This window comes from Paenibacillus sp. RS8 (assembly GCF_041956825.1).
Taxonomy (GTDB): Bacteria; Bacillota; Bacilli; order Paenibacillales; family Paenibacillaceae; genus Paenibacillus_AQ.
Genome location: NZ_CP168131.1, coordinates 6,401,424 through 6,427,143 on the forward strand (window position 1 = coordinate 6,401,424; position 25,720 = coordinate 6,427,143).

Sequence of the window (25,720 nt, forward strand, 5' to 3'; positions counted from 1 at the left end):
TGGAAAAGTATAAACAAAAAAGACACGGATGAATAAGATCTCAGTGTCTTTTTGCTGCATTGATTTGATACGGGTATTTTCAGAATCCCATTCATTTAATCAGTAATTTTTTCAAGCTCAAAAATAGTTGCCTCTGATAACAAGATAAGTCTATCGTTATTAACAACAAAAAAACTTAAAGGTATTCCAAGATTTGTAGAAGGGTCACTTATATTTATTACTTTTACTACATCATTTATATTTAAGTCTGGGATATCTATTTTATATAATCTATAAAAAGAGTCAGAGTTATAACATGTCGCTGTAATCTCATATAATGGTTTTTTAAGTTCATATTGATAAACACTATAGTTTTTAAGTCCTTTTGATGAAAAAAAGTCTTTTTTGATGATAATTTCATCTCCAATAAATTTTTGCCCTGTTGGATATTCAGAAGCATCATTATATGAATTTGCAAATCCTAAAAGCTTCTCAACTTTCCAAGTTCCATAGAAATCTTTTTCAGTTTCACTATCCAAATTTATACTTTCTTGAGCACAATATACGGATGAGTTTTTTGGAATAATAGACTCATCCGTTTCACGTTTAGGCTTATTAGAAGTATTTGGATTTGATGTCATTTCAACATTTCCATTAGCCGATGCTAACGTCAACATTATCATAATACAAACCAATAATATCTTATCCACATTTCACACTCCCACTATTTTTTCAAGTTCATATGTCTCCTTCTAAATTAAATATTTGTTTTATCAGATGCTAAATTGTTCCATTAGAATCTCTATAATCAACTCTATTGAAGAAAGCTAACTCTGAAATTCAAAAAAATCATAAACAAACACTCCTCCATTGGATTTACCGAACCCAATAAAGGAGTGAAATTTATACATATACAAATAAGAAATTGATTGGCTTTAAATTACCCAAAAAGAAGTTTGTAGGCAAAATTGTTTTAGCCTAAACACCTACCATCAACCCAAAATTACTTACCACGCACTGCCCCTAACCCTTTCAACTAACCTTATGCTCAATCCGCAGCTTGTCGGCTACCATGGCAATAAATTCCGAGTTAGTAGGCTTAGATTTGGAGATATTAATCGTATAGCCGAATAGATGGCTGATGGAGTCGATGTTGCCACGGGTCCAAGCCACTTCAATCGCATGGCGAATCGCGCGTTCAACGCGTGAAGGGGTGGTCTTGAATTTCTCTGCAATGGCTGGATAGAGCGTTTTTGTAATCGCACCTAGGATCTCGATATTGTTATATACCATAGTGATCGCTTCGCGCAGGTACTGATAGCCCTTGATATGTGCTGGAACACCGATTTCATGGATGATCGAGGTAATGTTAGCATCAAGATTCTTGCCCTTCGTAAGCGGCACTACATTCGATCTGGACGTCGACGAATAGTTGTACATGTTAGAGGATGAGCTCATGCTGCCTTGGACCCCTACAAGCTGACGTACACGATTTGCCAGGACCTCCATATCGAACGGTTTCAAAATATAATAGGATGCACCAAGCTGTACAGCTCTTTGAGTGATGTTCTCCTGACCAAAAGCGGTCAGCATGATGATCTTCGGTTGAGGATTCAGATCCATATCACGCAGACGTTCCAAGACACCCAGACCGTCTAAATGTGGCATGATGATATCAAGAATAAGGACATCGGGAACTTTGCGTGCTTCGCTGAGCATTTGAAGCACTTCTTCACCATTGTAGGCGATACCCGTTACCGTCATATCTTCTTGTTCAGAAATGTATTCGGAAAGCAAATTCGTAAACTCCCTGTTATCATCGGCCAACAACACTTCAATATTCTGCACTGGCTGCTTCCTCCTTAATTATATCTGCTATTCGAAAATAACATTTTTTTCTTGTCTCTTAACATTTTCGACATGGAGATTGAATTCCCTTCTGTCGAAAATTATTTTTCTTTATTTTTTTTCTGGCATGGATTATAATTAAATATTTTATTTCAAAGTTCGATGATCTTCGTAATCCTTCGACAAAAAAATCTTAAGGCTAAACCGCCTTAAGATTTAATGGATACCTATTCTCCTGTAGCGTTACACCAGAATCCTTAAGCATCCATTCGATGAAGCAGCCATATCCGGACTTAGGATCATTTACGAATACATGTGTTACTGCGCCGATGAGCCGTCCATTTTGAACGATTGGACTTCCGCTCATCCCTTGAACGATACCACCAGTCTTATCGATCAGTCGAGGATCTGTAATACGAATTACCATACCCTTTGTAGCTGGTGTCTGCTGATGTGCCACATGAATGATCTCAACATTAAACCGTTCCACCTGCTGTCCATCTACCACGGTTAGAATCTCAGCAGGCCCTTCCTTGACTTGATTACTCATCGCCACAGGAATAGGTTCTTTATAAAGACTATGCTCGGGATTACGATTCATTTTACCGAAGATACCAAAATCTGTATTACTCTCAACATTGCCAAGCACTTGGCTTTCTTTCAAGAAATGAGCTCGTTTCTCACCAGGATCGCCATCCTGGCTTTTAGAAATCAACGTTACACTGGACTGAACGATATGACCGCTGCCAACAACGATTGGTGTTCCTGTATTCATGTCCGTAATCACATGTCCTAAAGCTCCATAGACACCTTGTTTCGGGGCATAAAAAGTTAATGTGCCAACACCCGCTGCAGAATCTCGAATGTACAGGCCTAGCCTCCAAACTTTGTCATTAATATCATACGCGGGTTTGAGCTTGGCTGTATGCTCTTTCCCAGCGCGTTTAAAGACAATCGTCAGAGAATTATTCGCTTTTCCGGCGCGATCCACAAGCTTGGCCACCTTAGATAACTCGTCCAACTTCTCTCCATCAATGGAGATCATCAAGTCACCAGGTACCAAACCACTGATTTCACCTGGGGAAAGCTTAGATTTCTCGGATACTTCAATCAGATGATGTCCTACAACCAGAACACCTGCTGATTTCACTTTCACTCCGATCGTTTGACCTCCCGGGATCACCTTCAGTTCCGGTTTCATTCCTTGCGCAGTCACCTTGGCAGGCTCACTGTTCAATGGTGCGGCAAAACTTTGGTGGGTTCCCGTTATGCCCGATAAACTAAGAAAGAAGGCAAATAAAAGGCCTGGCATTAACTTCCTGAGGTTAGGCTTCAATGGCTGTCACGCTCCCTTTTGCTTCTTTCGCTTGACGAAAAAGGTGGTCGCCAATTGCGTACCTATAAGATAACCTTGCCCCCAGGCTTTTATTACTGTCAATCATTGTTCCGCTTAGCTTGTTGCAGCCTTACTGGCCTCAGCCAAATTGAGCATTTCCTGCGAATGGTGCAATGTTTTTTCGGTAATTTCCACCCCACCCAGCATTCGGGCCAGCTCCATTACACGTCCATCATTCGAGAGTGATTCCACTTCAGTCATGGTTCTTCCGTCCTCAACCTTTTTGCGGATTAAGTACTGATGATCAGCCATACAAGCCACCTGCGGTAAGTGCGTAATGGAGAACACCTGACAGGTGGAGGACAGCTTATACAGTTTATCTGCAATGGATTGAGCAGCTCGACCACTCACACCGGTATCCACCTCATCAAAAATCAGAACTGGAATTGCATCATGACGCGCAAAAATGCTCTTCATTGCCAACATAATACGCGACAACTCACCACCCGAGGCAATTTTGCCAAGAGGTCTTAACGGCTCGCCAGGGTTAGGGGAAATCATAAATTCCGCACTGTCGATCCCTTGTCTTGTGAGACGTATACGCCGACCCTTATATTCAACACCACGTGGGTCCTCCAGCGTATCTAATTTAACCTGTAGCGAGGTTCTTTCCATCTGAAGATCTTTAAGCTCACTTTCCACTTGCGTGGCCAAATCAGACGCACACAGCTTCCGTGCTTCACTTAATTCAGTAGCTGCTTCCATCAACACAGCTAATAATGCATCGCGTTTGGTCGTCAGCTTCTCCAGATATTCATCTTTATTCTCAAGCAGATCGGTTTCCCGATGGATTTGTTCATAATAAGCCAGAATCTGTTCTACACTATCTCCGTATTTACGGCGAAGTCCGGTGATTAAATCAAGACGGTTCTCGATTTCTTCGAGTCGCTGTGGGTTGAACTCAATCTCTTCGCGGTAATCACGAAGCTGAAATGCAGCATCCTCCAGTTGATAATAAGAGGACTGCAACTGCTCAAGCACGGATTTAAGACCCTTTTCATCGTAACGAACCGCATCCTCGAGCCTTGAAATGACATTACCGATGGATTCTAAGCCTTGTCTATCATAGAGGAGCTCATATGCACCGGATACGGAATCCATCATTTTCTCACTGTGGGATAGTTTGACCCGTTCTTCGGCAAGTAATTCATCTTCTCCCGGTTTTAATGCAGCAGATGAAATTTCTTCTAACTGAAAACGATATAAATCAAGCATTTGGTATGCCTTCTGACTGGATTCCTGCAGCTCTCGGAGCTCTTTCTCCACTTTTGCAAAGGCGGAATACTTTTCCTGATATACCGCTTTAAGCGGCCCGATTATAGGTTCTCCGTATGTATCCAGCAGTCCCAAATGTCGTTCTGCCTTCAATAAGTTTTGGTGTTCGTGCTGTCCATGAATATTCACCAGCTGCTCGCCAATTTCACGAAGCATCGTAAGATTGACCATTTGTCCGTTTACGCGTGATGTGCTTTTCCCCTGAGAGGTAAGCTCACGACGTATAATAAGATGCTCCTCACGCTGGGCCTCAATGCCAAGGCGCTCCAAAGTATCCCAGACAGGATGACCGCTGGGAAGGCTGAAGAGCGCTTCCATCTCTGCTTTTTCACAGCCGTAACGAATAGAATCCGCGGAACCGCGGCCTCCGGCAATCAGTCCAAGCGCATCAATAATAATGGATTTACCTGCCCCAGTCTCCCCTGTAAGCACATGGAAGCCAGGATAAAAATGCACATCTACCGCCTCAACGACGGCTAGATTGCGAATAGACAAGGTTTCTAACACTAATAGAGCACCTCCGAGAAGATGATAAGAATTTGATAGAATGATGTTAATACTTTTTATATTTTAAGAAATATAACCCATAATTTGCGAAATCACGGTCTTGCTGTCCTCAGGCTGACGGCAAATAATAAGAATGGTATCATCACCAGAGATGGTCCCCATAATTTGTGGCCAGTCAATATTATCAATCAAAGCTGCCACTGAGTTAGCCGTCCCCGGTAAGCATTTCATCACCACAAGATTAGCCGATGAATCGATCTGTACAAAATTATCCACTAGAACTCGCTTCAGCTTCTGGATTGGATTGTACCGTTGATCGGTTGGAAGTGAATATTTGTATCTTCCATCATCCATAGGAACCTTAATAAGCAATAGCTCTTTAATATCCCGAGATACAGTCGCTTGAGTAACCTGGAAACCAGATTCACGCAAAGCTTCTACCAGCTCGTCCTGTGTCTCGATATCCTTTTGCGTAATAATCTCGCGTATCTTAATATGTCGTTGTCCCTTCATTGTTGCCTCCTAAAAGTTTTGTAAGCGACACTTCCAGATTTGCAGCGACAAAACTACATCGGAAGCATGGACTTAGTTTTGTAAGCGATGCACCCTGAATAGCTTCGGCAAAACTACTTCGGAAGCATACACCTAGTTAAATATGGACTCAGTTTGATTCTCCGTCATCCCTGCCGAGCCTAATCACTTGAATAGATCCCGCAGCAACATTAACATACAGAACTCCGCTGCATTCCGGATAAATCAGTAAGTACGGAAGCAAGGTATCCCGTAAGCCACTTCCTGTGAAATCTAAAGGTTTGCGTGGTCTGGAAAGGATGACCAAATATATTGATCCTTCTTCCTTAGTCGCCACATAATCTATAAATAACCGGCTATACATCTGCGCCCCGTTTACGTTGAAGGACAACGGGATTTTGAGCTTCCCTCCAACGACCTCATACCCTTCATCCTCTAGTATGTCTATAGAAGGGTGAGGAATAATCACTTTATTAAACGGGATCTGATCCTTCATGAAAGAACGCGGAGAACTTTGCAGCCATATATATATCCGATAAATTATAAAAATCGATAATGCTACTCCAATAAACGCCATGACGACCTTGTCAGAGCTACCCGCCACTATCAATCACCTCGGTGATTTATTCGCGTGAAGCCTTGCTAATTCCTTCTTCTGCGCAGGCTTTTTAGGAGCTTTCCGTATATTCGATTTCACTGACTTGACCATATGGAAAAAGAAACTCACCGGCGCGATGAGTTTCCATGAGTTGAATTTACATTAAAAGTACCCGTAGCCTGCTTAATCACTTCATCCGCAAGAGATGGGAAATCCTCCACTGATATGACTGATGAGACAGCATCTGAAGGTAATAATACCTCTTCATCTTCCGCAGTTTCAGGCGATAGTCTCCAGTGAGCAAGAAACTCGATATTCCCTTCCCCACCTGTAATCGGTGAGAAGGTTAATCCCTGTAGCTGGTAACCCAGCTCTGCCGCCATGGTCAGTACATTAATCAATACCTCTTTATGGACAGCAGAGTCACGAATCACACCTGATTTACCAACCTTCTCCCGCCCCGCCTCAAACTGCGGCTTAATCAGCGCGGCAATATCCGCCGGGCGCTTAAGCAACGCTTTGAGCGGTGGAAGAATTATTTTTAAGGAGATAAACGAAACATCAATACTCGCAAAATCCGGGATCGGACCCACCAAATCTGGAGGCGTCATATATCGGAAATTCGTACGTTCCATAACACTAACGCGTTCATCATTACGCAGCGACCAATCCAGCTGATTATAACCAACATCTATCGCGTACACATGGCTTACTCCATTCTGAAGTGCACAATCCGTGAAGCCTCCAGTAGAAGCACCGATGTCTAACATGGTCCGTCCCGTAAGATCAATATTAAATTGGCGAAGAGCCTTCTCCAGCTTTAGGCCCCCACGACTGACATAAGGATGTACAGAGCCCTTAACCTTAAGGGTAGCCTCCCGTGACACCTTCATACCAGCCTTTTCAATGCGTTCCTCATCCGCTAGCACCAGCCCTGCCATAATGGCTGCTTTAGCTTTCTCACGGCTTTCATAAAAACCTTGCTCAACAAGCAATACATCTATCCGTTCTTTACGGTGTTCCATGGTCATCTCCCGATCGTTCAAAGGGTTGCTAATTTCCGGCTTCCACTTAGGAAGACGAAGTTGTTTTGTAATTATAAGCACTCAAAGCCATCATGGACTTGATACGTGCACATAGTTTTTCTACAGTAAGACCTGTTTCCTGGCGCTGTTCTTTAATGGAGCCGTGCTCCACAAAGATGTCAGGTACACCCATCAGATGTACACGAGCATCATAAATTTCATGCTCTGCATAGAATTCTAATACCGCACTGCCGAGACTTCCCGCTTGGCTAGCCTCTTCAATAACAACCATATTGGTTCCAGCGTGAGCCAAATCAAGCAGCATAGAGTTATCGAGCGGCTTCAGGAAACGCGCATTCACAACGCCCACCTGAATTCCTTCACGCTTCAACAAATCAGCGGCTTCTTCAGCCACTTGAACCATAGGACCGCAAGCAACAACCGCATAACCTTCCCCAGTACGTAGACGTTCCCAAGATCCGATTGGAATGGTATGCATCTCTGCATCCATCGTCACACCCGTACCATTAATTCGAGGGTATCGGTAAGCGATCGGGCCGTCATTATATTCAAGCGCCGTCTTCATCATATGACGCAGCTCATTTTCGTCTTTAGGCATCATCATCACCATATTCGGAATATGGCGCATAAAGGCAACATCGTACACGCCCTGATGAGTCTCACCATCCGCACCTACAAATCCAGCGCGATCAATAGCGAACATAACATTTGCGTTATGACGGCAAATATCATGAACGATCTGATCATAGGCACGTTGCATGAAGGTGGAATACACCGCATATACCGGCTTCATCCCTTCCATAGCCAAAGCTGCACAAAGTGTAGCCGCATGCTGCTCCGCAATCCCGACATCAATCATACGATCCGGAAATTCCTTCGCGAATGGGAATAAGCCCGAGCCTCCTGGCATCGCAGGCGTAACTGCAATCAGACGCGAATCCTCCCGGCCCAGTTCAATTAGCGTACTGCCAAATACTTCGGTGTACATTGGTGGACCCACAGCTTTAAGCGACTGACCCGATTCAATTTTGTAAGGTGAGATGGCATGCGATTTATAGAAATCGGTCTCAGCCGGTTTGTAGCCCTTGCCTTTGGTCGTCAATACATGCACAAGTACAGGTCCAGCCACGTTATCTGCTTGGTGGAAGGTATCAATCATTTTCTCTAAATCATGTCCATCCACCGGGCCGAGATACGTAAAGCCAAGCTCTTCAAACAATACACCAGGTACCATCATATATTTAAGACTGTTCTTTAACTGTTCAGCGGTCTTCGCTAAACGCCCTCCGATGGCCGGAATCTTCTTAAGCAGCCCTTCAACCTCATCTTTAGCACGCAAATAGTGGCGATCTGAACGAATCTTGCTTAAGTAATTGTGCATTGCCCCTACGTTAGGAGCTATGGACATTTCATTGTCGTTCAAAATAACCATTAGCTTACGCTTCTCATGACCAATATGGTTAAGTGCTTCAAACGCCATTCCGCCAGTAAGTGCTCCGTCACCGATCACGGCAATTACTTTGTTGTCTTCACCCTTGAGATCACGGGCCATCGCCATCCCCATTGCTGCTGATAATGAGGTGCTGCTGTGTCCAGCTTCCCACACATCATGCTCACTTTCGGAGCGCTTAACAAATCCGCACAAGCCCTGATATTTACGCAAGGTGTCGAAACGGTCTTGGCGACCGGTTAGTATCTTATGGACATAGGCCTGGTGACCAACGTCATAAATCATTTTGTCCCGAGGACTGTTATAGCAATAATGCAAAGCCAAAGTGAGCTCCACGACTCCAAGATTGGATCCAAGGTGCCCACCAGTTGCTGTAAGCTTCTCAATCAGAAATCGACGAATTTCCTCCGCTAGAGTATTTAACTCATCAATTGACAGAGATTTCAGTTGTTCAGGATCATTTATTTGTGGAAGCAGCACGTATAGTTCCCCGCTTTCCTAGATGTTGTAAATTATATAAAACCCATTATAACACAAACGAAACGGCTGTCGAAATACAGCCGTTTCGAAAGTTCATAATTAGTGATCTCGTGCCATTAAATAATCTGCAATTTCCAGCAGGCGCTGGTGGTCGTGAAAGCCGCCGTTCAGTACAGCATTACGGGCTGTTTCTGTAAGCTGCTTCACTTCTTCACGCGAGGCTTCGAGGCCAATAAAATAAGGATAGGTTACCTTATGCTGTTTGACATCACTGCCTGTCTTTTTACCAAGCTTGCCTTCGTCCCCAACCAGATCTAGAATGTCATCTTGGATCTGAAAAGCGAGTCCAACGGCTGTTCCAAATTCATGTAAGGCCTTGAGCTGCTGCTCGTTAGCGCCTGCAATACGACCGCCAGCTAGTAGCGAGAAGATAATCAAATCTCCTGTCTTATGCAGATGAATGTACTTTAGCTGTGCAAGATCGGTTAGACCCTGCTCACCTTCCATATCTGCAATCTGACCGCCAACCATACCACGAGGACCTGCCATTTCCGCCAAATCCTCCACGATGGATAGTACACTTTCCGCAGGGACGCCAAATTTACGCGAGGCTTGTACCACACTGTAGAAAGCATGGGTCAGAAGGGCATCACCCGCAAGAATAGCGGTCGCTTCCCCAAAGACTTTATGATTCGTCAGCTTCCCGCGCCGATAATCATCATTATCCATGGCAGGCAAATCATCATGAATTAACGAGTAGGTATGTACCATCTCTATAGCAGCAGCGACAGGCAGGGCAGCCTCTCGACTTCCTCCCAGTGCTTCACATGCGATAATCACCAGCAGTGGCCGGAGGCGTTTGCCCCCAGCCATAAGTGAGTACTTCATGGCTTGCTGCAAATTCTCTGGAACCATCCATTGTGTGGGGAGAATAACATCTAGTTCATGTGAGACTAGATCGCTTAAGGACGCGATGTAATCCTCCAGTGGCTGACGCAGTGTTTCTCCTTCAGAGTTTCTCTCAAGCTCATGCTCAAAGCGAGTCATCGGCGTCCCCTTCCAGACGTGCACCAAACGGCTTCTTACGCAGTTCTCCGTCCTCTAGGGTAATCATTTCGATCTTACGCTCTACCTGCTCAAGCTTGCTGCCGCAAAGCTGAGATAACTTCATACCTTGCTGAAATAAATCGATGGCCTTCTCCAGGGGAACGTCGCCGTGTTCAAGCTCACGTACGATTTCCTCCAGCCGGTCCATGGCGCCTTCAAAATCAAGTTCCGCTTCCTTCGTCATCGTCTTTGCCATCCTCCTTCATTCCCCATACCTGGCAGTTCAGCTGTCCGTCATTCATCTTTATAACTACAAGATCGCCAAGCTGTACTTCGTTCAGCGATTTGATTAAATGTTCTTCTGCCTCGTCATAGACTAAGCTGTAGCCTCTCGACATGACTTTTAGCGGGCTCAGCGCATCCAGATGACGAATCTCCGCTACATAGCGAGATTTCTTCTCCTGCAGGCGGGCCTGCATGGCACCCATCAGCTCACGGCGTATGCTCTCGGTGCGCTGCCGCGCAGCGGCAACACTGCCGTGCGGATGGAAGCGCTGCAGACTATGATGCAGCACAGCTTTGCGCTCGCGGGAACGGCTGAGCCGTGCATCCGCTGAGCGCTGGAGCCGCTCACGCAGCTGATCCAGCCGCTGCGTGTGCTGCATCAGCGAGCGGCGCGGGCCTGCCAGCGCCAGCGAGCGTTCCAGTCCCGCGTGACGCTCGCGTCCGCGCTGGGCGCGTCTATGCAGCGCTTGGCGCAGCCGCTGCTGCTGCCCGCGAAGCTGCGCAGCAAGCTCGCCGGCATGTGGCACGGCCAGCTCCGCGGCCGCTGTGGGGGTAGCCGCGCGGAGGTCGGCGGCGAAATCGGCAATCGTGAAGTCGGTCTCGTGGCCAACGGCCGAGATGACCGGAATGCTTGATGCCGATATCGCTCGCGCGACTTCCTCCTCGTTGAACGCCCACAGCTCTTCAAGCGAACCGCCGCCGCGGCCGACGATAAGTACGTCGGCCTCACCCATGCGGTTCAGCGCTCCAATCGCCTTCACGATCGAAGGCGCGGCGCCCTTGCCTTGCACCAGTACAGGATAGATTACAATTGCCACCTGCGGAAACCGCCGCTGGAGTGTAATCACGATATCCCGTACAGCTGCACCCGTTGGCGAAGTAATTACGCCGATGCACTTCGGAAAGCGAGGCAACGGCCGTTTACGCGCTTCTGCAAACAGACCCTCTTGCTCAAGCTTACTCTTCAGCTGCTCATAAGCTAAATATAGACTACCAATTCCATCCGGCTGCATATGTGTGGCATAGAACTGGTACTGCCCGTCCCGTTCATATACGGTCACATTACCTCTAGCGATAACCCGGGCACCTTCCTTCGGAATAAACGGCAGGCGCTGGTTATGGGAAGCGAACATAATCGCCTTGATCCGGCTGCTCTCATCCTTTAGTGTGAAATACATATGACCGCTGCCGTGATGCGTAAAGTTGGAAATCTCTCCGCGAATCCATACATCCGAAAGTAACGTATCCGAGTCTAGCTTCATGCGGATATAACGGTTGAGTTCTTTTATCGAATAGACCTGCCGCTCTGCCGCCATGAATCCTACCCCTATTCCAAGCCGTGACGGCGTTTAGCCGCAATCAGCGTATTGCTCATCAGCATTGTAATGGTCATCGGACCAACCCCACCCGGAACAGGTGTGATGTATCCGGCAACTTCTTTTGCACTATCATAATCAACGTCACCCGCAAGCTTACCGTTATCCAAACGGTTCATACCGACATCAATGACAACAGCACCCGGTTTCACATACGAAGCATCAATGAAATTAGCGCGTCCGATCGCTACAACCAGTATATCTCCTTGGCGGCTAATTTCTTGCATATTAGCTGTACGGGAGTGACACATCGTTACAGTAGCATTCTCACGTTGCAGCAACAAAGATACCGGCTTGCCTACGATATTACTGCGGCCAATGACCACAGCATGTTTGCCTGCCATACCTGTTCCTGTACGTTTGATTAGTTCAATTACACCAGCAGGTGTACAAGGAAGCAGACTGTCTGCACCAATCACTAGGTTACCTACATTTACAGGGTGGAAGCCGTCAACGTCTTTCTCCACAGAGATTGCATCAATAACGGCTTTTTCCTCAATATGCTTAGGCAACGGAAGCTGAACCAGAATCCCATCAATATCATCGCGTCCATTAAGCTGCGCTACGAGAGCCAGCAATTCTTCCTGAGTAGTAGACTCATCCAGTTTATGCACTTCCGAATGGAAACCAAGGCTGATGCAGGATTTTTCCTTGTTACGCACATAAACCTGTGACCCTGGATCTTCACCTACTAGAATTACTGCCAGACCGGGCTTCACGCCGCGTTTCGCCAGTTCAGCAACCTCCTGGGCAATACCAATACGAATTTCCTCAGATACTTGTTTACCACTGATGATTGCTGCTGTCATGATAGTCTCTCCCCTTTTATATACTTTACTATTGTACAAGCATAAACGCCTTCGACGTCCTTATTAGGACGATAAGCGTTTAAGCGAGAAATATAAGACATAAAGAATAGATACAAACTCAAACTTTCTTACTTTTTTTAATATTAAGAATGGTCAGCTTTAATTGTATCGATCTCTTGAATCATCTTCCCAAGCACACCGTTTACAAACTTACCGGAATCATCCGTTCCAAAATGCTTGGCCAAATCAATAGCCTCATTCACAGCAACCTTCGCCGGAACATCATTCGCGAACACCATTTCATAAGCCGCAAGACGTAAAATCTGACGATCGACACGTGACAAACGGCTCATCTGCCAGCCCTTCAAGTAATGCTCAAGCATATCGTCAATCGCAACTTTGTGCTCCCATACTCCGTTTACATGCTCCACCACATAGTGCTTGAGCTGAATCTCGTCCGTAATTACACGCTCGGTTTCATTCTCCTCTGAAGCTTCCTCCAGCAGCATTTCTACGGCATCCGCGCTTTCTACATCGTTCATTTCCATCTGATACAGGCTTTGGACAATAATCTCTCTCGCTATACGTCTTTTCATGTGTTCCTCCTAAAATCTTATATCGCATTAACATGTTTACTTAAACTTCTACAACGTCGGGCAACCATAGATAGAACTTCACACCTCTAGTGTGATAATCATTCAAACCTTTAATTGCATCGCCTACAATTATTTTAAGCCCAAATTCTTCAACTTCTATCCCTAATCCTTAGAGGATTATTGTCCGTTAATGATAAATTTCTTAATTAAAAAAACCGCAAAGCCTTTCTTCCTGGGGCATTGGACAACACAAACTTACGGCTTCCTGCTCCGGGAAAAAGACTATCGCGGTTCATTTGAAGGGACGCCAGCGTCCGGACAGACGCGTGATCAGCTCCTGCCACTGAAACAGGGGAGCTTCTGCGTTATCCTTTCTTTTGCCGAGCGTATATCCGATGAACACTACCAGTGCAAAGAACAACATATCCCAAAAACCGCAAATTAAATAGATCAAACCTAGACCAATGCCGAAAGTCACTCCGGCGATTCTACCCCCGTGACTTTCCCATACTTCTTTCCAAGACATAAGGGAAACTCACCTCTATTCCACTCGACTTTTGAAGCTTGGAGACTGCGTGAGGTTAGCAATGTACACAGACACATCTGCAACCGGAATACCGGTTGTCTCCTGCACAAAATCATGCACCTGACGCTGCACTTCTGTGGTTAATAGCGGCAATGAATGTTCACCATCCACTACTGCGCGAATTGTAATTTCAAGGCCAGCCTGAGAAACGCGAATACGCGATTTGAGATCTCTGATTCCCTTCACTTTACCGGCAGCCTTCAGACTCAGATTCTCAATGGTCTCCACTGAAATCTGGATATCCCCATACTCTGTACGCTGATCAACAGAAGGTAAAGAAGCACGATCACGACGCAAAGAGATGTAGAAAAATCGGATGCTCAGAAGGAACAAGACAACTGCTACTACAATTGCAGTAATATAAGCTGCTGGTCCATTCTCAATTTCCAAAGTTTTAGGAATAGCACCGCTCAAGAGGAGGATGGCAATAACAGATAATATTCCGATACTTAAGCTGTAGACAAACAGCAAAAGTCTGTCCAAAATTTTTGCCACGAGTCTCATAACCTCCTTAAATTAGAGTAAACCCTCGACTTTGCTGTCGGGGGTTTATGGAAGAACGACGACTGTTATTTCACGCGAAGAACAGTTTCAGCTTCCTCGTTCTTGTCTACAGTGTTGTTGTTCTTGAATTGTACATCATGAATATGCACATTCACTTCCACAACAGTCAGACCAGTCATAGTCTCGATGGAACGCTTAACATTACGCTGAATTTCAGCAGCCACTTCAGGAAGACGGTTACCATATTCAATGATTACAGAAACATCCACTGCAGCTTCGCGTTGTCCAACCTCTACTTTAACTCCTTTGGACAAGTTCTTACGTCCGAGAAGCTCAACAATACCACCGGCGAAACCACCGCTCATGCCTGCTACACCTTTAACCTCAACGGTCGCTAAACCTGCGATCACCTCGATCACTTCAGGAGCAATCTGGATCTCACCGATTTCTGTCCGTTCGTATTCTGTCGGCAATGTACTCATTTTAGACTTCACACCTTTCAACAAAGATTCTCATAAATTCAAGCGTAAAGCACGTCTCTTATTAAACATACTATATCATTTGACGAACTTTATGACAAACAAAGCGAAGTCGTCCTAAATTTCATGCTCTTCCAGAAACTTGATGTCAAAATTGCCATCCAGAAACACAGGATGCTCCAACAGTTTCTGATGGAAAGGGATCGTAGTGTGGATTCCCTCCACCGCAAATTCAGCCAAGGCGCGCTTCATCTTTGCAATCGCTTCCTGACGTGTAGGTGCCCATACAATCAGCTTTGCAATCATAGAATCATAGAAAGGGGAAATCGTATACCCAGGGTACGCCGCGCTGTCTACACGAACACCGAGACCTCCAGGCGGCAAATAAAAGCCGATTTTACCTGGTGAAGGCATAAAATTACGCTCTGGATCTTCCGCATTGATACGGCATTCAATCGACCAACCATTAATTACGATATCTTCCTGTGTAAAAGACAAAGGATTTCCTTCTGCAACAGAGATCATTTCCTTGATCAGATCCACACCCGTAACCATTTCAGTTACCGGATGCTCCACCTGGATACGAGTATTCATCTCCATAAAGTAGAACTGTCCATCCGGACCAAGCAGGAATTCAAGCGTTCCCGCTCCCGAATAGTTTACAGCGAGTGCTGCACGAACTGCAGCATTACCCATCGCTTCGCGAATATCCGGTGTGAGCACAGAACAAGGAGCCTCTTCAATCAGCTTTTGGCGACGACGCTGTACGGAACAATCGCGTTCACCTAAATGCACTACATTACCATGCTTATCTGCAATAATTTGAATTTCTACGTGCTTCATACCTGTAAGGTACTTTTCCAGATATACACCAGCGTTACCGAACGCCTTTTGCGCTTCCTGTTGTGCAGCAGTGATCTGCTTCACCAATGATTCCTCGTCCTCAGCAATCCGAATGCCCTTACCCCCGCCACCTGCGGTAGCCTTAATGATAATCGGGTATCCGATATCACGGCCCAGCATGACGGCTTCCTCAACATCACCTACGAGGCCATCTGAGCCCGGGATGATCGGAACGCCAGCCAGCTTCATGGTTTCCTTCGCCACAGCTTTATCACCCATACGGTTGATTGCATCTGGAGATGGCCCAATGAAGATAATATTGCAAGATTCACAAATCTCTGCAAAATCTGCATTTTCAGCTAAAAATCCATAACCAGGATGGATGGCATCACATTCTGTTAAGGTGGCTACACTCATAATATTTGTAAAGTTCAGATAGCTGTCCTTGGACGGCATCGGACCGATGCAGTAAGCTTCATCAGCCAACCGGACATGCAGTGAATCCCGGTCGGGTTCCGAATAGACCGCGACGGTGGAAATGCCCAGTTCTCGGCAGGCCCTAATAATGCGGACCGCGATTTCGCCGCGGTTGGCAATCAACACTTTTTGAATGTTCATGCGTTTCCTCCCAAAGTTTTGCGAAGCTTCCGCTCCATAAGTAATCTGCGGTATTTATTCCGGTTTAACCAGGAATAGTGGTTGACCGTATTCTACAAGCTGACCATTCTCGGCCAGTACGGACACGATTTCACCTTTAATCTCCGCTTCCAGCTCATTCATCAGCTTCATCGCTTCGATAATGCATACCGTAGTTTTCTCACCAACACGGTCTCCAACATTAACAAACGATGGCATTTCCGGAGAAGCGGCACTATAAAACGTTCCCACCATTGGAGATACAATTTTATGTAGTTTGCCTTCTGCGACGGCTTGTGGCTGCTGCGCTGGAGGAACCTCACTGATTACTGGATAAGGCACTTGCTGCACGCTCTGCGGCTGCGGGGCAGGCGTAAAGGGATAGGCATTATAAGGAGTCGCCTGTACTGCTGTTCCATCAGCTTCAGGGCGATCCGGTTTGCGAATTGCAAGCTTCATTCCTTCGCTTTCGATCTCCAACTCATGTACAGAGGAGGTCTGGTCCAGCAATTTAATTAATTCCTTAATTTCGCTCAACTTGAACATACATTAGTTCACTCCTTCAGCTTTCTCTCGAAGCCACTTCTTAAGCGGACAAGATAACTTTATGTATTATATCATAAACACTAGAAATGGAAAGAGCCCGGGAGAACCCGAGCTCTTTCGTCATATTCCCTAGAATTTCACGTCTTATTATTTCTCGGAAACGTATTGAACACTAACTTTATCCTGAGACACACTCAGTTCCTTCATTACGAGATCAACGATGCTAACCGCTTGTTTTACATCCAGCTTGTCACTCAGTACGACTACTTTATAGCTGTCCCCAGCTTCTTCCTTCACGATGGCTTCCCCATATTTTTGTTGAAGCTGTTCTTCGATGCCCGTAATTTTAGATTCTTTTTCTTCAAGGTTAAGGAGCTGTTCTTGAGCAACTGCGTTATCAGCAGGCGTCTTCTCCATATCGTTAATCAAAGCGAGTAAGTCTTGTTGGCTCTTTAGATTCTTTTGCTCACGTTCATACAGGTAGTTAGTGAACATGCTGCTCGCCGATACACTTTGTGAAGCTACTTCATCCAGGATTTCTTTATCATTCTTAGCAGGGGTTTTGGATGTTGTAGTAGCCGCTGTATCCTTAGCTGCCGTATCCTTAGTTACTGTATCCTTAGCTGCTGTGTCCTTAGTTGCTGTGTCAGAAGTTTTACTGGAGTCTTTTGCAGCAGTGTCCGTCGAAGCTTTCTCAGAGTTACCGCTGTCTGCTGCAGCTTTACTGCTATCATCCTTAACCGCTGTAGTTGCACTGTCATCAGTAGTTGCAGTAGCTGTACTATCGTCAGTGGCTGTAGCGTTATCTACAACGCCTCCATCAGCAACAACATCTCCTTGACTGACCACTTCGTTCACAACGATACCTTTGTCGCCAACCGTTGGTAATGCTGCGTTTGCTGTATCTTTTTTCAAGGAGTCTACCTGCATAGTTCCTGCTGTGTCTTTTGGAACCGATGCACCTGAATCTTCAGTAAATAAATAGTATGCCGAGAGTACAACCATCAAACTGAGCATAGAAACCAACCATATTGTTTGTCTTTTGCCGTTCATTCTTTATTCCTCCTAAAATTTAATCTAGTGGCTGCTTCGGAAGCACTCACTTCTTGACTTTCTCCTGCTACTCTTGTTTGCGTGGTACTACTGAAATGCGCTGAATCGGTACATTCAAGCCTTTCTCAATAGCCTGCTCTATGAGTCCACGGACAACCTTGTTCTCTGCCCCTTTGGCAACTACCAGCACACCACGGACCTGAGGCTTAATCCGCTTCGTCACAATAGGTGTCTCATCGCCCGATTGCGAATAAGTTACGATTTCGCCATCCCTTGTATATTGTGTCGTGTGACGTTTACCACCACTGGCATCCGTCTCTTCACTAAGTTGCTGGGAGTCGTTCATATTGCGCACCACAACAATTTCTTCTGTTGACTCCACGGTAACCATGATATCGACTGTACCGACACCGACGATTTTCTCCAAAATCTCCTTCATTCGATTCTCCATCGCCAGTTCAATGCTGTCGAACGAATTGGATGTTGTTGGATCACTCTGAACCAGCGCCGTTTGGGAGGACTGATTCAGCGGCGGCTCACGCCCTGTATTCTCGTTATCAATCTTCTTCACATTGACGAAGGAATTAAACAGCATTATCGCTGCGCCCAGCAGGCCTAAGATGATTAGCCAGCGAAAAGTATGGCTTCTTTTCGGACTGCCAGCCCCGCCCCCAGCCCATTGCTCCAGCTTTTTTAGCCAATTGCCCACGCCTATCCCTCCTAAAATTGTTAGTTTAGAAGCTGCAGACTCATAACTTGACGTTATTCACAATGCCGCCATCCACTTGGATTACTTTGGGATCCAAATCCCATTTTTGTTCCAATAGCTTTACGATGGATTCCGTTTCACTTGAAGTTTTGTTATCTTCTGATACATTTCCGTTTACTGCTTTCGGTTCATCTGCTGATGCTGATCCATTCTCTGGATTCGCACCGATTTTCACTTCAACAGGCTCTACTGGAGCGATTGCAATTGGTGGAGCAGCCGCTGCGCTGGAAGTTTCGGAAGCCCCTATGGGATTACCTGCCGCCGGGGACATTGAGACCTTCACTGCGGAGATAACAGGAATATCCTCGTTACCAGAACCGCCGGATTTCGCCATACCGAGCGTTACAGCGACGTTAACCCCACGTTTGCCGGTCTCGCTGATAATTTGCTCCCTCATTTGTTCAGCAACCTCTTCTGCCGCCAGCTTTAGGCTCTGATCCTGACGCCCCTGCGCAAGCTTTTGCCCATCAGCCAGAATCTTTTCCAAAGAAGGATCTCCGCTTCCCCCTCCTGTGAACAAGCCTCCCTCTTTCTCCTGCCGCCCCATGGCTATACTCAGCTCGGCTATTGCGTCACCTTTAAGGAGAGAAACGATTGGGCTAAGCATGGTAAGTAGGATCAGGAGGCTCAGCACCAGCCTCGCATAACGCTCCATAGATTTACTCGGAAGGAGCAACTCAACGAACGATGCTAACAATACGACAAGAATGATCTCCCGCAGCCATCCTCCTAACCAGCTCATCTTTTCCTCCTTAAAGTTTTGTCAGCATAACCTTCAGTGAAATCACTTCGTACAAAACTCTCTTCGAAAGCACCCGCTAAGTTTTGTCAGCATAGCCTTCAGTGAAATTACTTCGTACAAAACTCACTTCGAAAGCACCCGCTAAGTTTTGTCAGCATAGTCACCTCATCATGACAGTTAAATTGCCTGCGGTTAGCATGATCGTGACGGCCATAAAAAACATTAACGATACGGCTGCCAAAGCTGCGAATACGTACACCATGCTTTTTCCGATCGTCTGTAAGCAGACTACAATCGGCGTCTCTCCTAATGGCTGCATTACAGCAGCAGCAACATTGTAGATCAGAGCAAGCACCAGGATTTTGATCGCTGGAAAAGCACATAAGAACAAAATGATAATGACACCGGATAGCCCAATGGCGTTCTTCACTAGAAGTGAAGCGGAGATCACTGTGTCTGTGGCATCCGCGAACATTTTTCCGATGACCGGGACAAAGTTGCCTGTGATATATTTAGCGGCCCGAATCGTAACACCATCTGTCACTGAGCTCGTAATTCCCCTGACTGAAATCACACCGAGGAACACAGTGAGCAGTACGCCTAGCAATCCAGCCCCGATATTTCTTAGCAGATTCGCCAATTGAGTCAGCTTGTATTTCTCCGACAATGCACTTACGAGATGCAGCACAGCAGAGAAGAATAATAGTGGAAAGACAATGGTGTGAATCAGAGTCCCTACGGTATGAATCATAAAAACAATCAGTGGATGTGTGACCGAGACGGTAACGATGTTCCCCATGGAAGCCAGCAAAGCGAACAACAGCGGAATCATGGCCATCATAAAATCAATCATCCGGTCGATAGCATCCTTCGCATAACCGATAGCAACATTGAAGCTGTTCACGGCAATCACTAGCACCACCATATAACAGAGCGTATAAGCCACCTTGCTGACCGTTTTTCGCTCAAAAGCGGTTTGCAGCGTCTCCAGTATCATGCTGAGCACACTGACCATGACAATCGTGACCAGCAGCCTCCCGTTGTACAGCACCTCATGCCACATAAAGCCAAGAAGTCCTGATAACACACTCTGCAAGCTGAGTCCCTTATCCCCCGGAAGCAGCATGTCCATAAGCGAAGGTGTTGCCCCGTCTGGAAAAAAACCTCCGTAATCCTTCATCAGTTGATCCCAGTACGACTCCACCTTATCCGTTGGCAAATTGCTCACCTGACCCTTGACCCACTGGTCTACTGGGGAGGAATTCCCTGATCCAGGTGCTGGAGTTGCTGGAGAAGCTATGGCCACCTGAGCTGTACCTGCAAACCATAGAATGAAGAGAAAGGGGAGCAGCAGTATTATTTTTAATTTTGGAGGACGAAAAACACTGCGCTCTTGCATAACTTCTCCTCCCTAATCGTTGCTTGGCTTAATTCAATCGCTTTAAGCAGGTAGCAGCTTCATGACCGTTTCAATAATGATGCTGATAATAGGTACAGCTAGTACCATAATCAGGACTTTTCCGGCGAGTTCTATTTTGGAAGCAATTGATTCCTGCCCTGCATCGCGCACGATCTGTGCTCCAAATTCAGCGATATAAGAAATCCCTATGATTTTGAACACGGTCTTTAAATAGATCATTTCCATCCCCGATGACTCTGCCACCCGCTCCAGTGTGGACAGAATCATTCCAATCTTGCCGATTAGAAACAGAAAGATCAGAATCCCAGTGGCAGTAGCGAGAAGGAAGGCGAACATCGGTTTTTGTTCCTTCAGTACGAGAATCAATATGGTCGATATCAGCCCTATTCCAACAACTTGAATGATCTCCATAGCACGCCTATTGAAAAAGAAAGATCGTTTTTATTTCCTGCAGCAGTCCGTCCAGCATTCGGATAACCATAAATAGCACGACGACGAACCCGATCACGGTGACCCAATGTGCGAAATCTTCTTTTCCCATCTGTTTAAGCACCGTGTGTATCATGGCGATAATTATGCCAATGCCGGCAATTTGAAAAATCGCATTGACTTCAATATTCATTCCTGGCACCTCGCTAAAAGATCAAAATGACGATCAATGCTCCAAGCAGCAGACCCAGGCTTTTACTCAACTTTTCATATTTGCCTTGATCCTCTCTGGCCACCGACTCCTCCTGCTTCAATTGCTGCAATGCTAACGCGATATGAGTGCTCTGGTTCGACCTATCGCTTGTGCCGAGAGTACAGCTGAGCTGGCGGAAAATCTCTTTTTCTGTCCCCTTCATTGCGGTAGTCTTCCAATGCGTATCCATAGCCCTCTGGATGGCATCCTGGGCACTTCGGTCATGGGGTGGGCTCATCTCTTCAGCTGTTTTAACAAACAACGTCTTGAGCGGCTCCTTAGACTGAATCCCAATACGCCGCATAGCTTCAGGCAATGGGGTAAAGCCGTACATAATTTCTGTCTCTAGCCGCTGTAGCGCTGCTATTAAACCTCTAATATGTCTTGGCCTGTCTGCATATTGTCTCGCAAATTGGAGCCCTGCCAGCGTACCTGCCAGCACAATTAGCACGGCACCGAATAGCTTAAGCATGTAAATCACCGCCTAATCGATCCCCGGGAGAGATAAGCAGCAATCCGCGTTTCTGCCCATCCAGAATACGAAAGGTGAGCCCCGCTTCTGAACGATGCAGAATGACGTATCTCTCGAACATCTTTTGTTCCAATAGACCCCCTAGTCCCGGTCTACGAGCCAGTTCTATTACCTCTTTGCCGTGAGCCGAAGCAACGACTGATATTCCAGCATGCAGCGCTTCGGTTACCGCATCGGCGTCTTCAGGACGACCAATCTCATCCGCGATCAATACATCCGGTGACAAGGACCGAATCATCATCATCATGCCTTCTGCTTTGGGACAACCATCGAGAATATCTGTACGCGGACCGACATCAAAGGCGGGAATTCCGCGTCTGCTTCCGGCAATCTCAGAACGTTCATCGACAATCCCCACCTTCAAACCGGGTCTTCCGCCTTCACGCTTCCCCAAATCTCCTAAAGAGATTTGTCTTGCGATATCGCGAAGAAGTGTTGTCTTACCGTGCTGTGGGGGCGAGAGAATCAAAGTGTGCATCATTCGCTGCCTCCCCTTGTCCAGCAGATAAGGGAGCACCTTATCCGCGATACCGGGAACCTCACGGGCTATGCGGACATTGAAGCTTGTAATGTCTCTTAGGTGCTCAACACCCCCACCACTCAACACCGTCCGACCAGCAAGTCCTATTCGATGGCCGCCCGGAATCGTAATAAATCCCTTTCTCAGCTCTTCTTCCATCGTATATAGTGAATGGTTGCTGATCAGATCTAGCAGTCTATGACTGTCCTCCCGATCCGGCCTATAGGCTTCTTCCGGTCTTTGTGTTAAGCTGCCATTTGCTCTAAGAAAGTGATATTTACCTGAATAGTTAATCTCCAGCGGACGACCTTCACGGACCCGAATCTCTTCCACCATTCCAAGTAGCGGAAGGGGAAGGCACTTTAACAGTGCTCTTACTTTTTCAGGAAACAATTGCAGCCAATCATCTACCATACAAAGTACCCCCAAGTTGTCCTCTATCTAATTGCTTTATTCCATATTTATGCTTGTACGCGCTCAATATGCCTATCATCTATCATTTTTTTAGAATCCCGATTAAGAGAAAGGCTACACCGCAGCCCACCCAGCCCAGTTTGCTCCAGGACAACTGCTGAGCCATTCCTGTAAGTCCGATCGCTGTCGTCAATATCAAGATCGTTGGTCCTACCAAAGCCAGTCCAGAATTGACTGCGAGTGCCTTATCTACTTGATTCAATCGCAGCATAATTAGCGCAGCTATAATCTCCGCACTACCTGAGAACATTCGAAGAATTGCCATCCAACTTACATACTTGTCCAATCCACTCCACTCCTAACTTTTACAAATTCAAACCAAATGATATCGAGGGCTTGTTTGTCTTTCTCTTATCCATGGATATGCGATAATTACTCACTTTAGACAAGGAGAAATGACAGATTTGCAAGTCCCGCTGTGAAAGAGTTCATAGTACGCCCCTATATAAATAAATATAATCAGTACGATAAAATTATTTTTTACGAACACTTCCATCTGTGGTATCCTTGTTAATTGGAAATATAGTGGGTTTATATTTTCAAAAAGAGCAGACTATAAAGACATTAGAAAAAGAGGGGATTTGTGTCATGCAAGTTCGAAGTTACGGGTTATCGCCATCTATGCGTACCGTAGTCAGACCACTTAAGGAAGTAGCTATTATTATTTTTTCAGCCTTTTTAATTGCAAGCGGGATGCGATTGTTTCTAATTCCTCATCAGCTTTTGAGCGGTGGGGTAGCAGGGGTTGCCTCGGTCGTCGGTTATTTAACGGATCCGAAGTACATCTCCAAGCTTTATTTTGTAATAAACCTTCCTTTAATTGTCTGGGGATTTATTGCAGTGGGAAAAAAATACATCTTACTAAGCTTGCTTTCTGTCGTGGCTACAACCTGGTTCATAACCATTATTCCTGAGGTGCAGTTGACCAAAGACCCCATTCTGGCAAGTATTTTCGGCGGGGTAATTATTGCTGGCGGTGTTGGTTTTTCTCTCCGTACAGGGGGCTCTTCCGGGGGATTTGATATATTAGGCTCGATTATTTCACGTAAACGGGATATTCCGATGGGGAATATTATGTTCTTAATGGATGGTATGGTTATTCTGAGCTTAGGCTTCTTTAAAAGCTGGGACTCCGCTTTGTACGCTATGCTCTGTATTTTTGTGAAGAGTAGAGTAGTCGATATGATCCATATTCGCCATGTGAAACTGACCTGCTTCATCGTTACTAAAGAACGGGAGAAGATGTTAAATCGTCTTAGAGAGTTGCCCCATGGCATCACTGTCGTCGATGCAGAAGGTGGATACAGTCATGAAGGAAATACCATGCTTATGACGGTAACGACTCGATATGAGCTTGCTGAGCTGCGAAAGACTATAATTAATACGGACCCAAGTGCTTTCGTTAATGTACTAGAAACTGTTGAGATTCAGGGCAGATTCAGACGATTAGGTTAATTTCAGGGACTTACCTCCCATGTTGGTATATAAATGAAAAGGAACGCTGCAGATTAAATGCAGCGTTCCTTTTCATTTATATAGGTTGCTATTTGTTTATTTTTTGCTAGCGGAAATATACCAGTCGTTCACTTCCTTAGTAATTTCATCACCGCCAGATTTCTTCCAGTTGGCCACCATCGTATCGAATTCTTCGATAGGGGATTGGCCATAAATGATCTTGGAGTACGTTTGAAGTACCAATTTCTTCAACAGCTCATTTTTGGATTTCATGGTTTCGGTCAGAGGCCCTTGGAAGTAATTCTTCATACGAATATCCTTCTGCTCCAAGACGATCTTCATGGCTTCAATATTCTCCGGTTTACGAACCGCAGCCGTTGCAATCTCATACGGTGTTTCAGGCGTACCACCGTTTGCCAGTTTATTCATCGTCTCTGCGTACAATCCCGGCTCACGAGCACCGTCAAAAGTAAGAGAGTAGTAGATCGGTTCAACTAAATGTGTCCGGTCGCCATAGCCTGGGAATAGATCCGGATATTTCGCTGGGTCCTTAACTACAGTACCATCTGCTTGCTTGGCATAATCATAACCTTCAGCAAAACCATTTTCGAAAATGCCGCCCTTTTGCGGATTTGCCCAGTTATCGAATAAGAAGTTATAATAACGCAGCAATGCTTCTTGATGCTTCGAATCCTTATTGATCAGCATCCATCCGTTAACAGACGGGTTACCACTTTGTGTACCAATTTTGCCATCAGGACCTGCAGGAATAGCATAAGCTTTGTATTTTGCACCAGGTACGTTGTTCAGCAGATCCCCAAACGGCCAGTCAGGAAGCCAGTTGCGGCCTACAATTGCACCGGCTTGACCTTTAGTGAATTGTTCGTAACCACCATTTTCATCGACTAGACCTGCATCTTTAGTGATATAACCTTTTTCCATCCACGTCTTTAGTGTAGAAAGTGCTTGCTTCGCACCTGGATCGATCGAACCGTAGCTCAGCGTACCATCTGCATCTTTGTTCCATTGTTCTGGCATTGTGCCGAAATCACCGAACAACCAGCTGATGTCAGCAATCCAGTTTAATCTGGGGAATAACATCGCTGGCTCATTTACGTTACCGGCGGCACATTGTATTCGATTTTTCGCATACATTTGGCTCGTTTACGTTACCGGCGGCACATTGTATTCGATTTTTCGCATACATTTGGCTCGTTTACGTTACCAGCGGCACATTGTATTCGGTTTTTCGCATA

Annotated in this window: 29 protein-coding genes; 1 reads left to right on the plus strand and 28 read right to left on the minus strand. The window is 45.8% G+C overall.

The genetic code is table 11. The features are described from left to right. Positions 1 to 95: 95 nt before the first annotated feature. From ACDZ28_RS30150 to ACDZ28_RS30280, 27 genes are all read right to left on the minus strand, one after another. Positions 96 to 689: a hypothetical protein gene (locus ACDZ28_RS30150; protein WP_375103501.1), complete on the minus strand. Its 594-nt coding sequence runs from the start codon at positions 687 to 689 to the stop codon at positions 96 to 98. Positions 690 to 1,011: 322 nt separating this feature from the next. Continuing rightward, positions 1,012 to 1,827: a sporulation transcription factor Spo0A gene (gene spo0A / locus ACDZ28_RS30155; protein WP_042129795.1), complete on the minus strand. Its 816-nt coding sequence runs from the start codon at positions 1,825 to 1,827 to the stop codon at positions 1,012 to 1,014. 199 nt (positions 1,828 to 2,026) lie between these two features. Then, a complete protein-coding gene (gene spoIVB, locus ACDZ28_RS30160) occupies positions 2,027 to 3,139 on the minus strand; it encodes a SpoIVB peptidase (RefSeq protein ID WP_375103502.1) in 1,113 nt (370 codons plus the stop codon). 138 nt (positions 3,140 to 3,277) lie between these two features. Continuing rightward, positions 3,278 to 5,005 carry a DNA repair protein RecN gene (gene recN / locus ACDZ28_RS30165; protein ID WP_375103503.1) on the minus strand — a complete coding sequence of 576 codons (1,728 nt, stop codon included), beginning with the start codon at positions 5,003 to 5,005 and terminating at the stop codon, positions 3,278 to 3,280. Positions 5,006 to 5,068: 63 nt separating this feature from the next. Beyond that, on the minus strand, positions 5,069 to 5,518 hold the full coding sequence (gene ahrC, locus ACDZ28_RS30170; protein WP_042190440.1) for a transcriptional regulator AhrC/ArgR: 450 nt from the start codon (positions 5,516 to 5,518) through the stop codon (positions 5,069 to 5,071). Between the two features lie 148 nt (positions 5,519 to 5,666). Beyond that, entirely contained in the window at positions 5,667 to 6,032 is a 366-nt protein-coding gene (locus ACDZ28_RS30175; RefSeq protein WP_375103504.1) for a hypothetical protein, read from the minus strand. 227 nt (positions 6,033 to 6,259) lie between these two features. Then, positions 6,260 to 7,159 carry a TlyA family RNA methyltransferase gene (locus tag ACDZ28_RS30180; RefSeq protein ID WP_042129803.1) on the minus strand — a complete coding sequence of 300 codons (900 nt, stop codon included), beginning with the start codon at positions 7,157 to 7,159 and terminating at the stop codon, positions 6,260 to 6,262. Between the two features lie 46 nt (positions 7,160 to 7,205). After that, positions 7,206 to 9,110 (minus strand): 1-deoxy-D-xylulose-5-phosphate synthase, encoded by a 1,905-nt coding sequence (dxs, locus tag ACDZ28_RS30185; RefSeq protein WP_042129804.1) that lies wholly within the window; start codon positions 9,108 to 9,110, stop codon positions 7,206 to 7,208. A gap of 99 nt (positions 9,111 to 9,209) precedes the next feature. Continuing rightward, positions 9,210 to 10,157, minus strand: coding sequence for a polyprenyl synthetase family protein (locus tag ACDZ28_RS30190; RefSeq protein ID WP_042129805.1), 948 nt, complete (start codon positions 10,155 to 10,157; stop codon positions 9,210 to 9,212). Then, positions 10,144 to 10,401, minus strand: coding sequence for an exodeoxyribonuclease VII small subunit (gene xseB / locus ACDZ28_RS30195; protein ID WP_042129807.1), 258 nt, complete (start codon positions 10,399 to 10,401; stop codon positions 10,144 to 10,146). Before xseB ends, ACDZ28_RS30190 begins: the two co-directional genes overlap by 14 nt. Beyond that, positions 10,379 to 11,758: an exodeoxyribonuclease VII large subunit gene (xseA, locus tag ACDZ28_RS30200; RefSeq protein WP_375103505.1), complete on the minus strand. Its 1,380-nt coding sequence runs from the start codon at positions 11,756 to 11,758 to the stop codon at positions 10,379 to 10,381. The genes xseB and xseA overlap by 23 nt, the downstream gene beginning before the upstream one ends. A gap of 11 nt (positions 11,759 to 11,769) precedes the next feature. Then, positions 11,770 to 12,627 (minus strand): bifunctional methylenetetrahydrofolate dehydrogenase/methenyltetrahydrofolate cyclohydrolase FolD, encoded by an 858-nt coding sequence (gene folD, locus ACDZ28_RS30205; protein ID WP_375103506.1) that lies wholly within the window; start codon positions 12,625 to 12,627, stop codon positions 11,770 to 11,772. A gap of 143 nt (positions 12,628 to 12,770) precedes the next feature. Continuing rightward, positions 12,771 to 13,223 (minus strand): transcription antitermination factor NusB, encoded by a 453-nt coding sequence (gene nusB, locus ACDZ28_RS30210; protein WP_042129811.1) that lies wholly within the window; start codon positions 13,221 to 13,223, stop codon positions 12,771 to 12,773. A gap of 292 nt (positions 13,224 to 13,515) precedes the next feature. Continuing rightward, positions 13,516 to 13,749: a DUF2273 domain-containing protein gene (locus ACDZ28_RS30215; protein WP_042129813.1), complete on the minus strand. Its 234-nt coding sequence runs from the start codon at positions 13,747 to 13,749 to the stop codon at positions 13,516 to 13,518. 15 nt (positions 13,750 to 13,764) lie between these two features. Beyond that, positions 13,765 to 14,304 (minus strand): alkaline shock response membrane anchor protein AmaP, encoded by a 540-nt coding sequence (gene amaP / locus ACDZ28_RS30220; protein WP_042129814.1) that lies wholly within the window; start codon positions 14,302 to 14,304, stop codon positions 13,765 to 13,767. A 74-nt stretch (positions 14,305 to 14,378) separates the two neighbouring features. Beyond that, complete coding sequence (locus ACDZ28_RS30225) at positions 14,379 to 14,795, minus strand: Asp23/Gls24 family envelope stress response protein (protein ID WP_042132343.1); 417 nt, start codon at positions 14,793 to 14,795, stop codon at positions 14,379 to 14,381. A gap of 114 nt (positions 14,796 to 14,909) precedes the next feature. After that, positions 14,910 to 16,253 (minus strand): acetyl-CoA carboxylase biotin carboxylase subunit, encoded by a 1,344-nt coding sequence (gene accC, locus ACDZ28_RS30230; protein ID WP_042129816.1) that lies wholly within the window; start codon positions 16,251 to 16,253, stop codon positions 14,910 to 14,912. 54 nt (positions 16,254 to 16,307) lie between these two features. Beyond that, positions 16,308 to 16,817, minus strand: coding sequence for an acetyl-CoA carboxylase biotin carboxyl carrier protein (gene accB, locus ACDZ28_RS30235; RefSeq protein ID WP_042129818.1), 510 nt, complete (start codon positions 16,815 to 16,817; stop codon positions 16,308 to 16,310). A gap of 147 nt (positions 16,818 to 16,964) precedes the next feature. Further along, a complete protein-coding gene (locus ACDZ28_RS30240; RefSeq protein WP_375103507.1) occupies positions 16,965 to 17,870 on the minus strand; it encodes a SpoIIIAH-like family protein in 906 nt (301 codons plus the stop codon). A 67-nt stretch (positions 17,871 to 17,937) separates the two neighbouring features. Continuing rightward, positions 17,938 to 18,579, minus strand: a complete 642-nt coding sequence (gene spoIIIAG / locus ACDZ28_RS30245; protein WP_042129823.1) for a stage III sporulation protein AG — start codon at positions 18,577 to 18,579, stop codon at positions 17,938 to 17,940. A gap of 40 nt (positions 18,580 to 18,619) precedes the next feature. Further along, entirely contained in the window at positions 18,620 to 19,381 is a 762-nt protein-coding gene (gene spoIIIAF / locus ACDZ28_RS30250; protein WP_375103508.1) for a stage III sporulation protein AF, read from the minus strand. Positions 19,382 to 19,541: 160 nt separating this feature from the next. Continuing rightward, positions 19,542 to 20,780 (minus strand): stage III sporulation protein AE, encoded by a 1,239-nt coding sequence (spoIIIAE, locus tag ACDZ28_RS30255; protein WP_375103509.1) that lies wholly within the window; start codon positions 20,778 to 20,780, stop codon positions 19,542 to 19,544. A 42-nt stretch (positions 20,781 to 20,822) separates the two neighbouring features. Then, positions 20,823 to 21,212: a stage III sporulation protein AD gene (gene spoIIIAD / locus ACDZ28_RS30260; RefSeq protein ID WP_042129828.1), complete on the minus strand. Its 390-nt coding sequence runs from the start codon at positions 21,210 to 21,212 to the stop codon at positions 20,823 to 20,825. A gap of 7 nt (positions 21,213 to 21,219) precedes the next feature. After that, a complete protein-coding gene (gene spoIIIAC / locus ACDZ28_RS30265; RefSeq protein WP_036682849.1) occupies positions 21,220 to 21,423 on the minus strand; it encodes a stage III sporulation protein AC in 204 nt (67 codons plus the stop codon). A gap of 13 nt (positions 21,424 to 21,436) precedes the next feature. Continuing rightward, a complete protein-coding gene (gene spoIIIAB / locus ACDZ28_RS30270) occupies positions 21,437 to 21,955 on the minus strand; it encodes a stage III sporulation protein SpoIIIAB (RefSeq protein ID WP_042129830.1) in 519 nt (172 codons plus the stop codon). Continuing rightward, positions 21,948 to 22,949 (minus strand): stage III sporulation protein AA, encoded by a 1,002-nt coding sequence (gene spoIIIAA, locus ACDZ28_RS30275; RefSeq protein ID WP_042129831.1) that lies wholly within the window; start codon positions 22,947 to 22,949, stop codon positions 21,948 to 21,950. The genes spoIIIAB and spoIIIAA overlap by 8 nt, the downstream gene beginning before the upstream one ends. 82 nt (positions 22,950 to 23,031) lie before the next feature. Further along, the gene (locus tag ACDZ28_RS30280) at positions 23,032 to 23,295 is read right to left on the minus strand and encodes a YqhV family protein (RefSeq protein ID WP_375103510.1); all 264 of its coding nucleotides are present in this window, start codon (positions 23,293 to 23,295) and stop codon (positions 23,032 to 23,034) included. Positions 23,296 to 23,597: 302 nt separating this feature from the next. Between ACDZ28_RS30280 and ACDZ28_RS30285 the strand changes: the two genes are divergently transcribed. Beyond that, the gene (locus ACDZ28_RS30285; RefSeq protein WP_081390085.1) at positions 23,598 to 24,464 is read left to right on the plus strand and encodes a YitT family protein; all 867 of its coding nucleotides are present in this window, start codon (positions 23,598 to 23,600) and stop codon (positions 24,462 to 24,464) included. 96 nt (positions 24,465 to 24,560) lie between these two features. Here ACDZ28_RS30285 and ACDZ28_RS30290 read toward each other — a convergent pair whose 3' ends face one another. Continuing rightward, positions 24,561 to 25,619, minus strand: coding sequence for a hypothetical protein (locus ACDZ28_RS30290; RefSeq protein ID WP_197069699.1), 1,059 nt, complete (start codon positions 25,617 to 25,619; stop codon positions 24,561 to 24,563). Between the last annotated feature and the right edge of the window lie 101 nt (positions 25,620 to 25,720).

Excerpts from the sequence above, each read along its gene's own strand:
- spoIVB (WP_375103502.1), bottom strand. The coding sequence starts at position 3,139 with ATGCCAGGCCTTTTATTTGCCTTCTTTCTTAGTTTATCGGGCATAACG.
- ahrC (WP_042190440.1), bottom strand. The coding sequence starts at position 5,518 with ATGAAGGGACAACGACATATTAAGATACGCGAGATTATTACGCAAAAG.
- ACDZ28_RS30175 (WP_375103504.1), bottom strand. The coding sequence starts at position 6,032 with ATGAAGGATCAGATCCCGTTTAATAAAGTGATTATTCCTCACCCTTCT.
- ACDZ28_RS30180 (WP_042129803.1), bottom strand. The coding sequence starts at position 7,159 with ATGGAACACCGTAAAGAACGGATAGATGTATTGCTTGTTGAGCAAGGT.
- ACDZ28_RS30190 (WP_042129805.1), bottom strand. The coding sequence starts at position 10,157 with ATGACTCGCTTTGAGCATGAGCTTGAGAGAAACTCTGAAGGAGAAACA.
- xseB (WP_042129807.1), bottom strand. The coding sequence starts at position 10,401 with ATGACGAAGGAAGCGGAACTTGATTTTGAAGGCGCCATGGACCGGCTG.
- xseA (WP_375103505.1), bottom strand. The coding sequence starts at position 11,758 with ATGGCGGCAGAGCGGCAGGTCTATTCGATAAAAGAACTCAACCGTTAT.
- folD (WP_375103506.1), bottom strand. The coding sequence starts at position 12,627 with ATGACAGCAGCAATCATCAGTGGTAAACAAGTATCTGAGGAAATTCGT.
- nusB (WP_042129811.1), bottom strand. The coding sequence starts at position 13,223 with ATGAAAAGACGTATAGCGAGAGAGATTATTGTCCAAAGCCTGTATCAG.
- ACDZ28_RS30215 (WP_042129813.1), bottom strand. The coding sequence starts at position 13,749 with ATGTCTTGGAAAGAAGTATGGGAAAGTCACGGGGGTAGAATCGCCGGA.
- ACDZ28_RS30225 (WP_042132343.1), bottom strand. The coding sequence starts at position 14,795 with ATGAGTACATTGCCGACAGAATACGAACGGACAGAAATCGGTGAGATC.
- accC (WP_042129816.1), bottom strand. The coding sequence starts at position 16,253 with ATGAACATTCAAAAAGTGTTGATTGCCAACCGCGGCGAAATCGCGGTC.
- accB (WP_042129818.1), bottom strand. The coding sequence starts at position 16,817 with ATGTTCAAGTTGAGCGAAATTAAGGAATTAATTAAATTGCTGGACCAG.
- ACDZ28_RS30240 (WP_375103507.1), bottom strand. The coding sequence starts at position 17,870 with ATGAACGGCAAAAGACAAACAATATGGTTGGTTTCTATGCTCAGTTTG.
- spoIIIAF (WP_375103508.1), bottom strand. The coding sequence starts at position 19,381 with ATGAGCTGGTTAGGAGGATGGCTGCGGGAGATCATTCTTGTCGTATTG.
- spoIIIAE (WP_375103509.1), bottom strand. The coding sequence starts at position 20,780 with ATGCAAGAGCGCAGTGTTTTTCGTCCTCCAAAATTAAAAATAATACTG.
- spoIIIAD (WP_042129828.1), bottom strand. The coding sequence starts at position 21,212 with ATGGAGATCATTCAAGTTGTTGGAATAGGGCTGATATCGACCATATTG.
- spoIIIAC (WP_036682849.1), bottom strand. The coding sequence starts at position 21,423 with ATGAATATTGAAGTCAATGCGATTTTTCAAATTGCCGGCATTGGCATA.
- spoIIIAB (WP_042129830.1), bottom strand. The coding sequence starts at position 21,955 with ATGCTTAAGCTATTCGGTGCCGTGCTAATTGTGCTGGCAGGTACGCTG.
- spoIIIAA (WP_042129831.1), bottom strand. The coding sequence starts at position 22,949 with ATGGTAGATGATTGGCTGCAATTGTTTCCTGAAAAAGTAAGAGCACTG.
- ACDZ28_RS30285 (WP_081390085.1), top strand. The coding sequence starts at position 23,598 with ATGCAAGTTCGAAGTTACGGGTTATCGCCATCTATGCGTACCGTAGTC.
- ACDZ28_RS30290 (WP_197069699.1), bottom strand. The coding sequence starts at position 25,619 with ATGTATGCGAAAAATCGAATACAATGTGCCGCCGGTAACGTAAATGAG.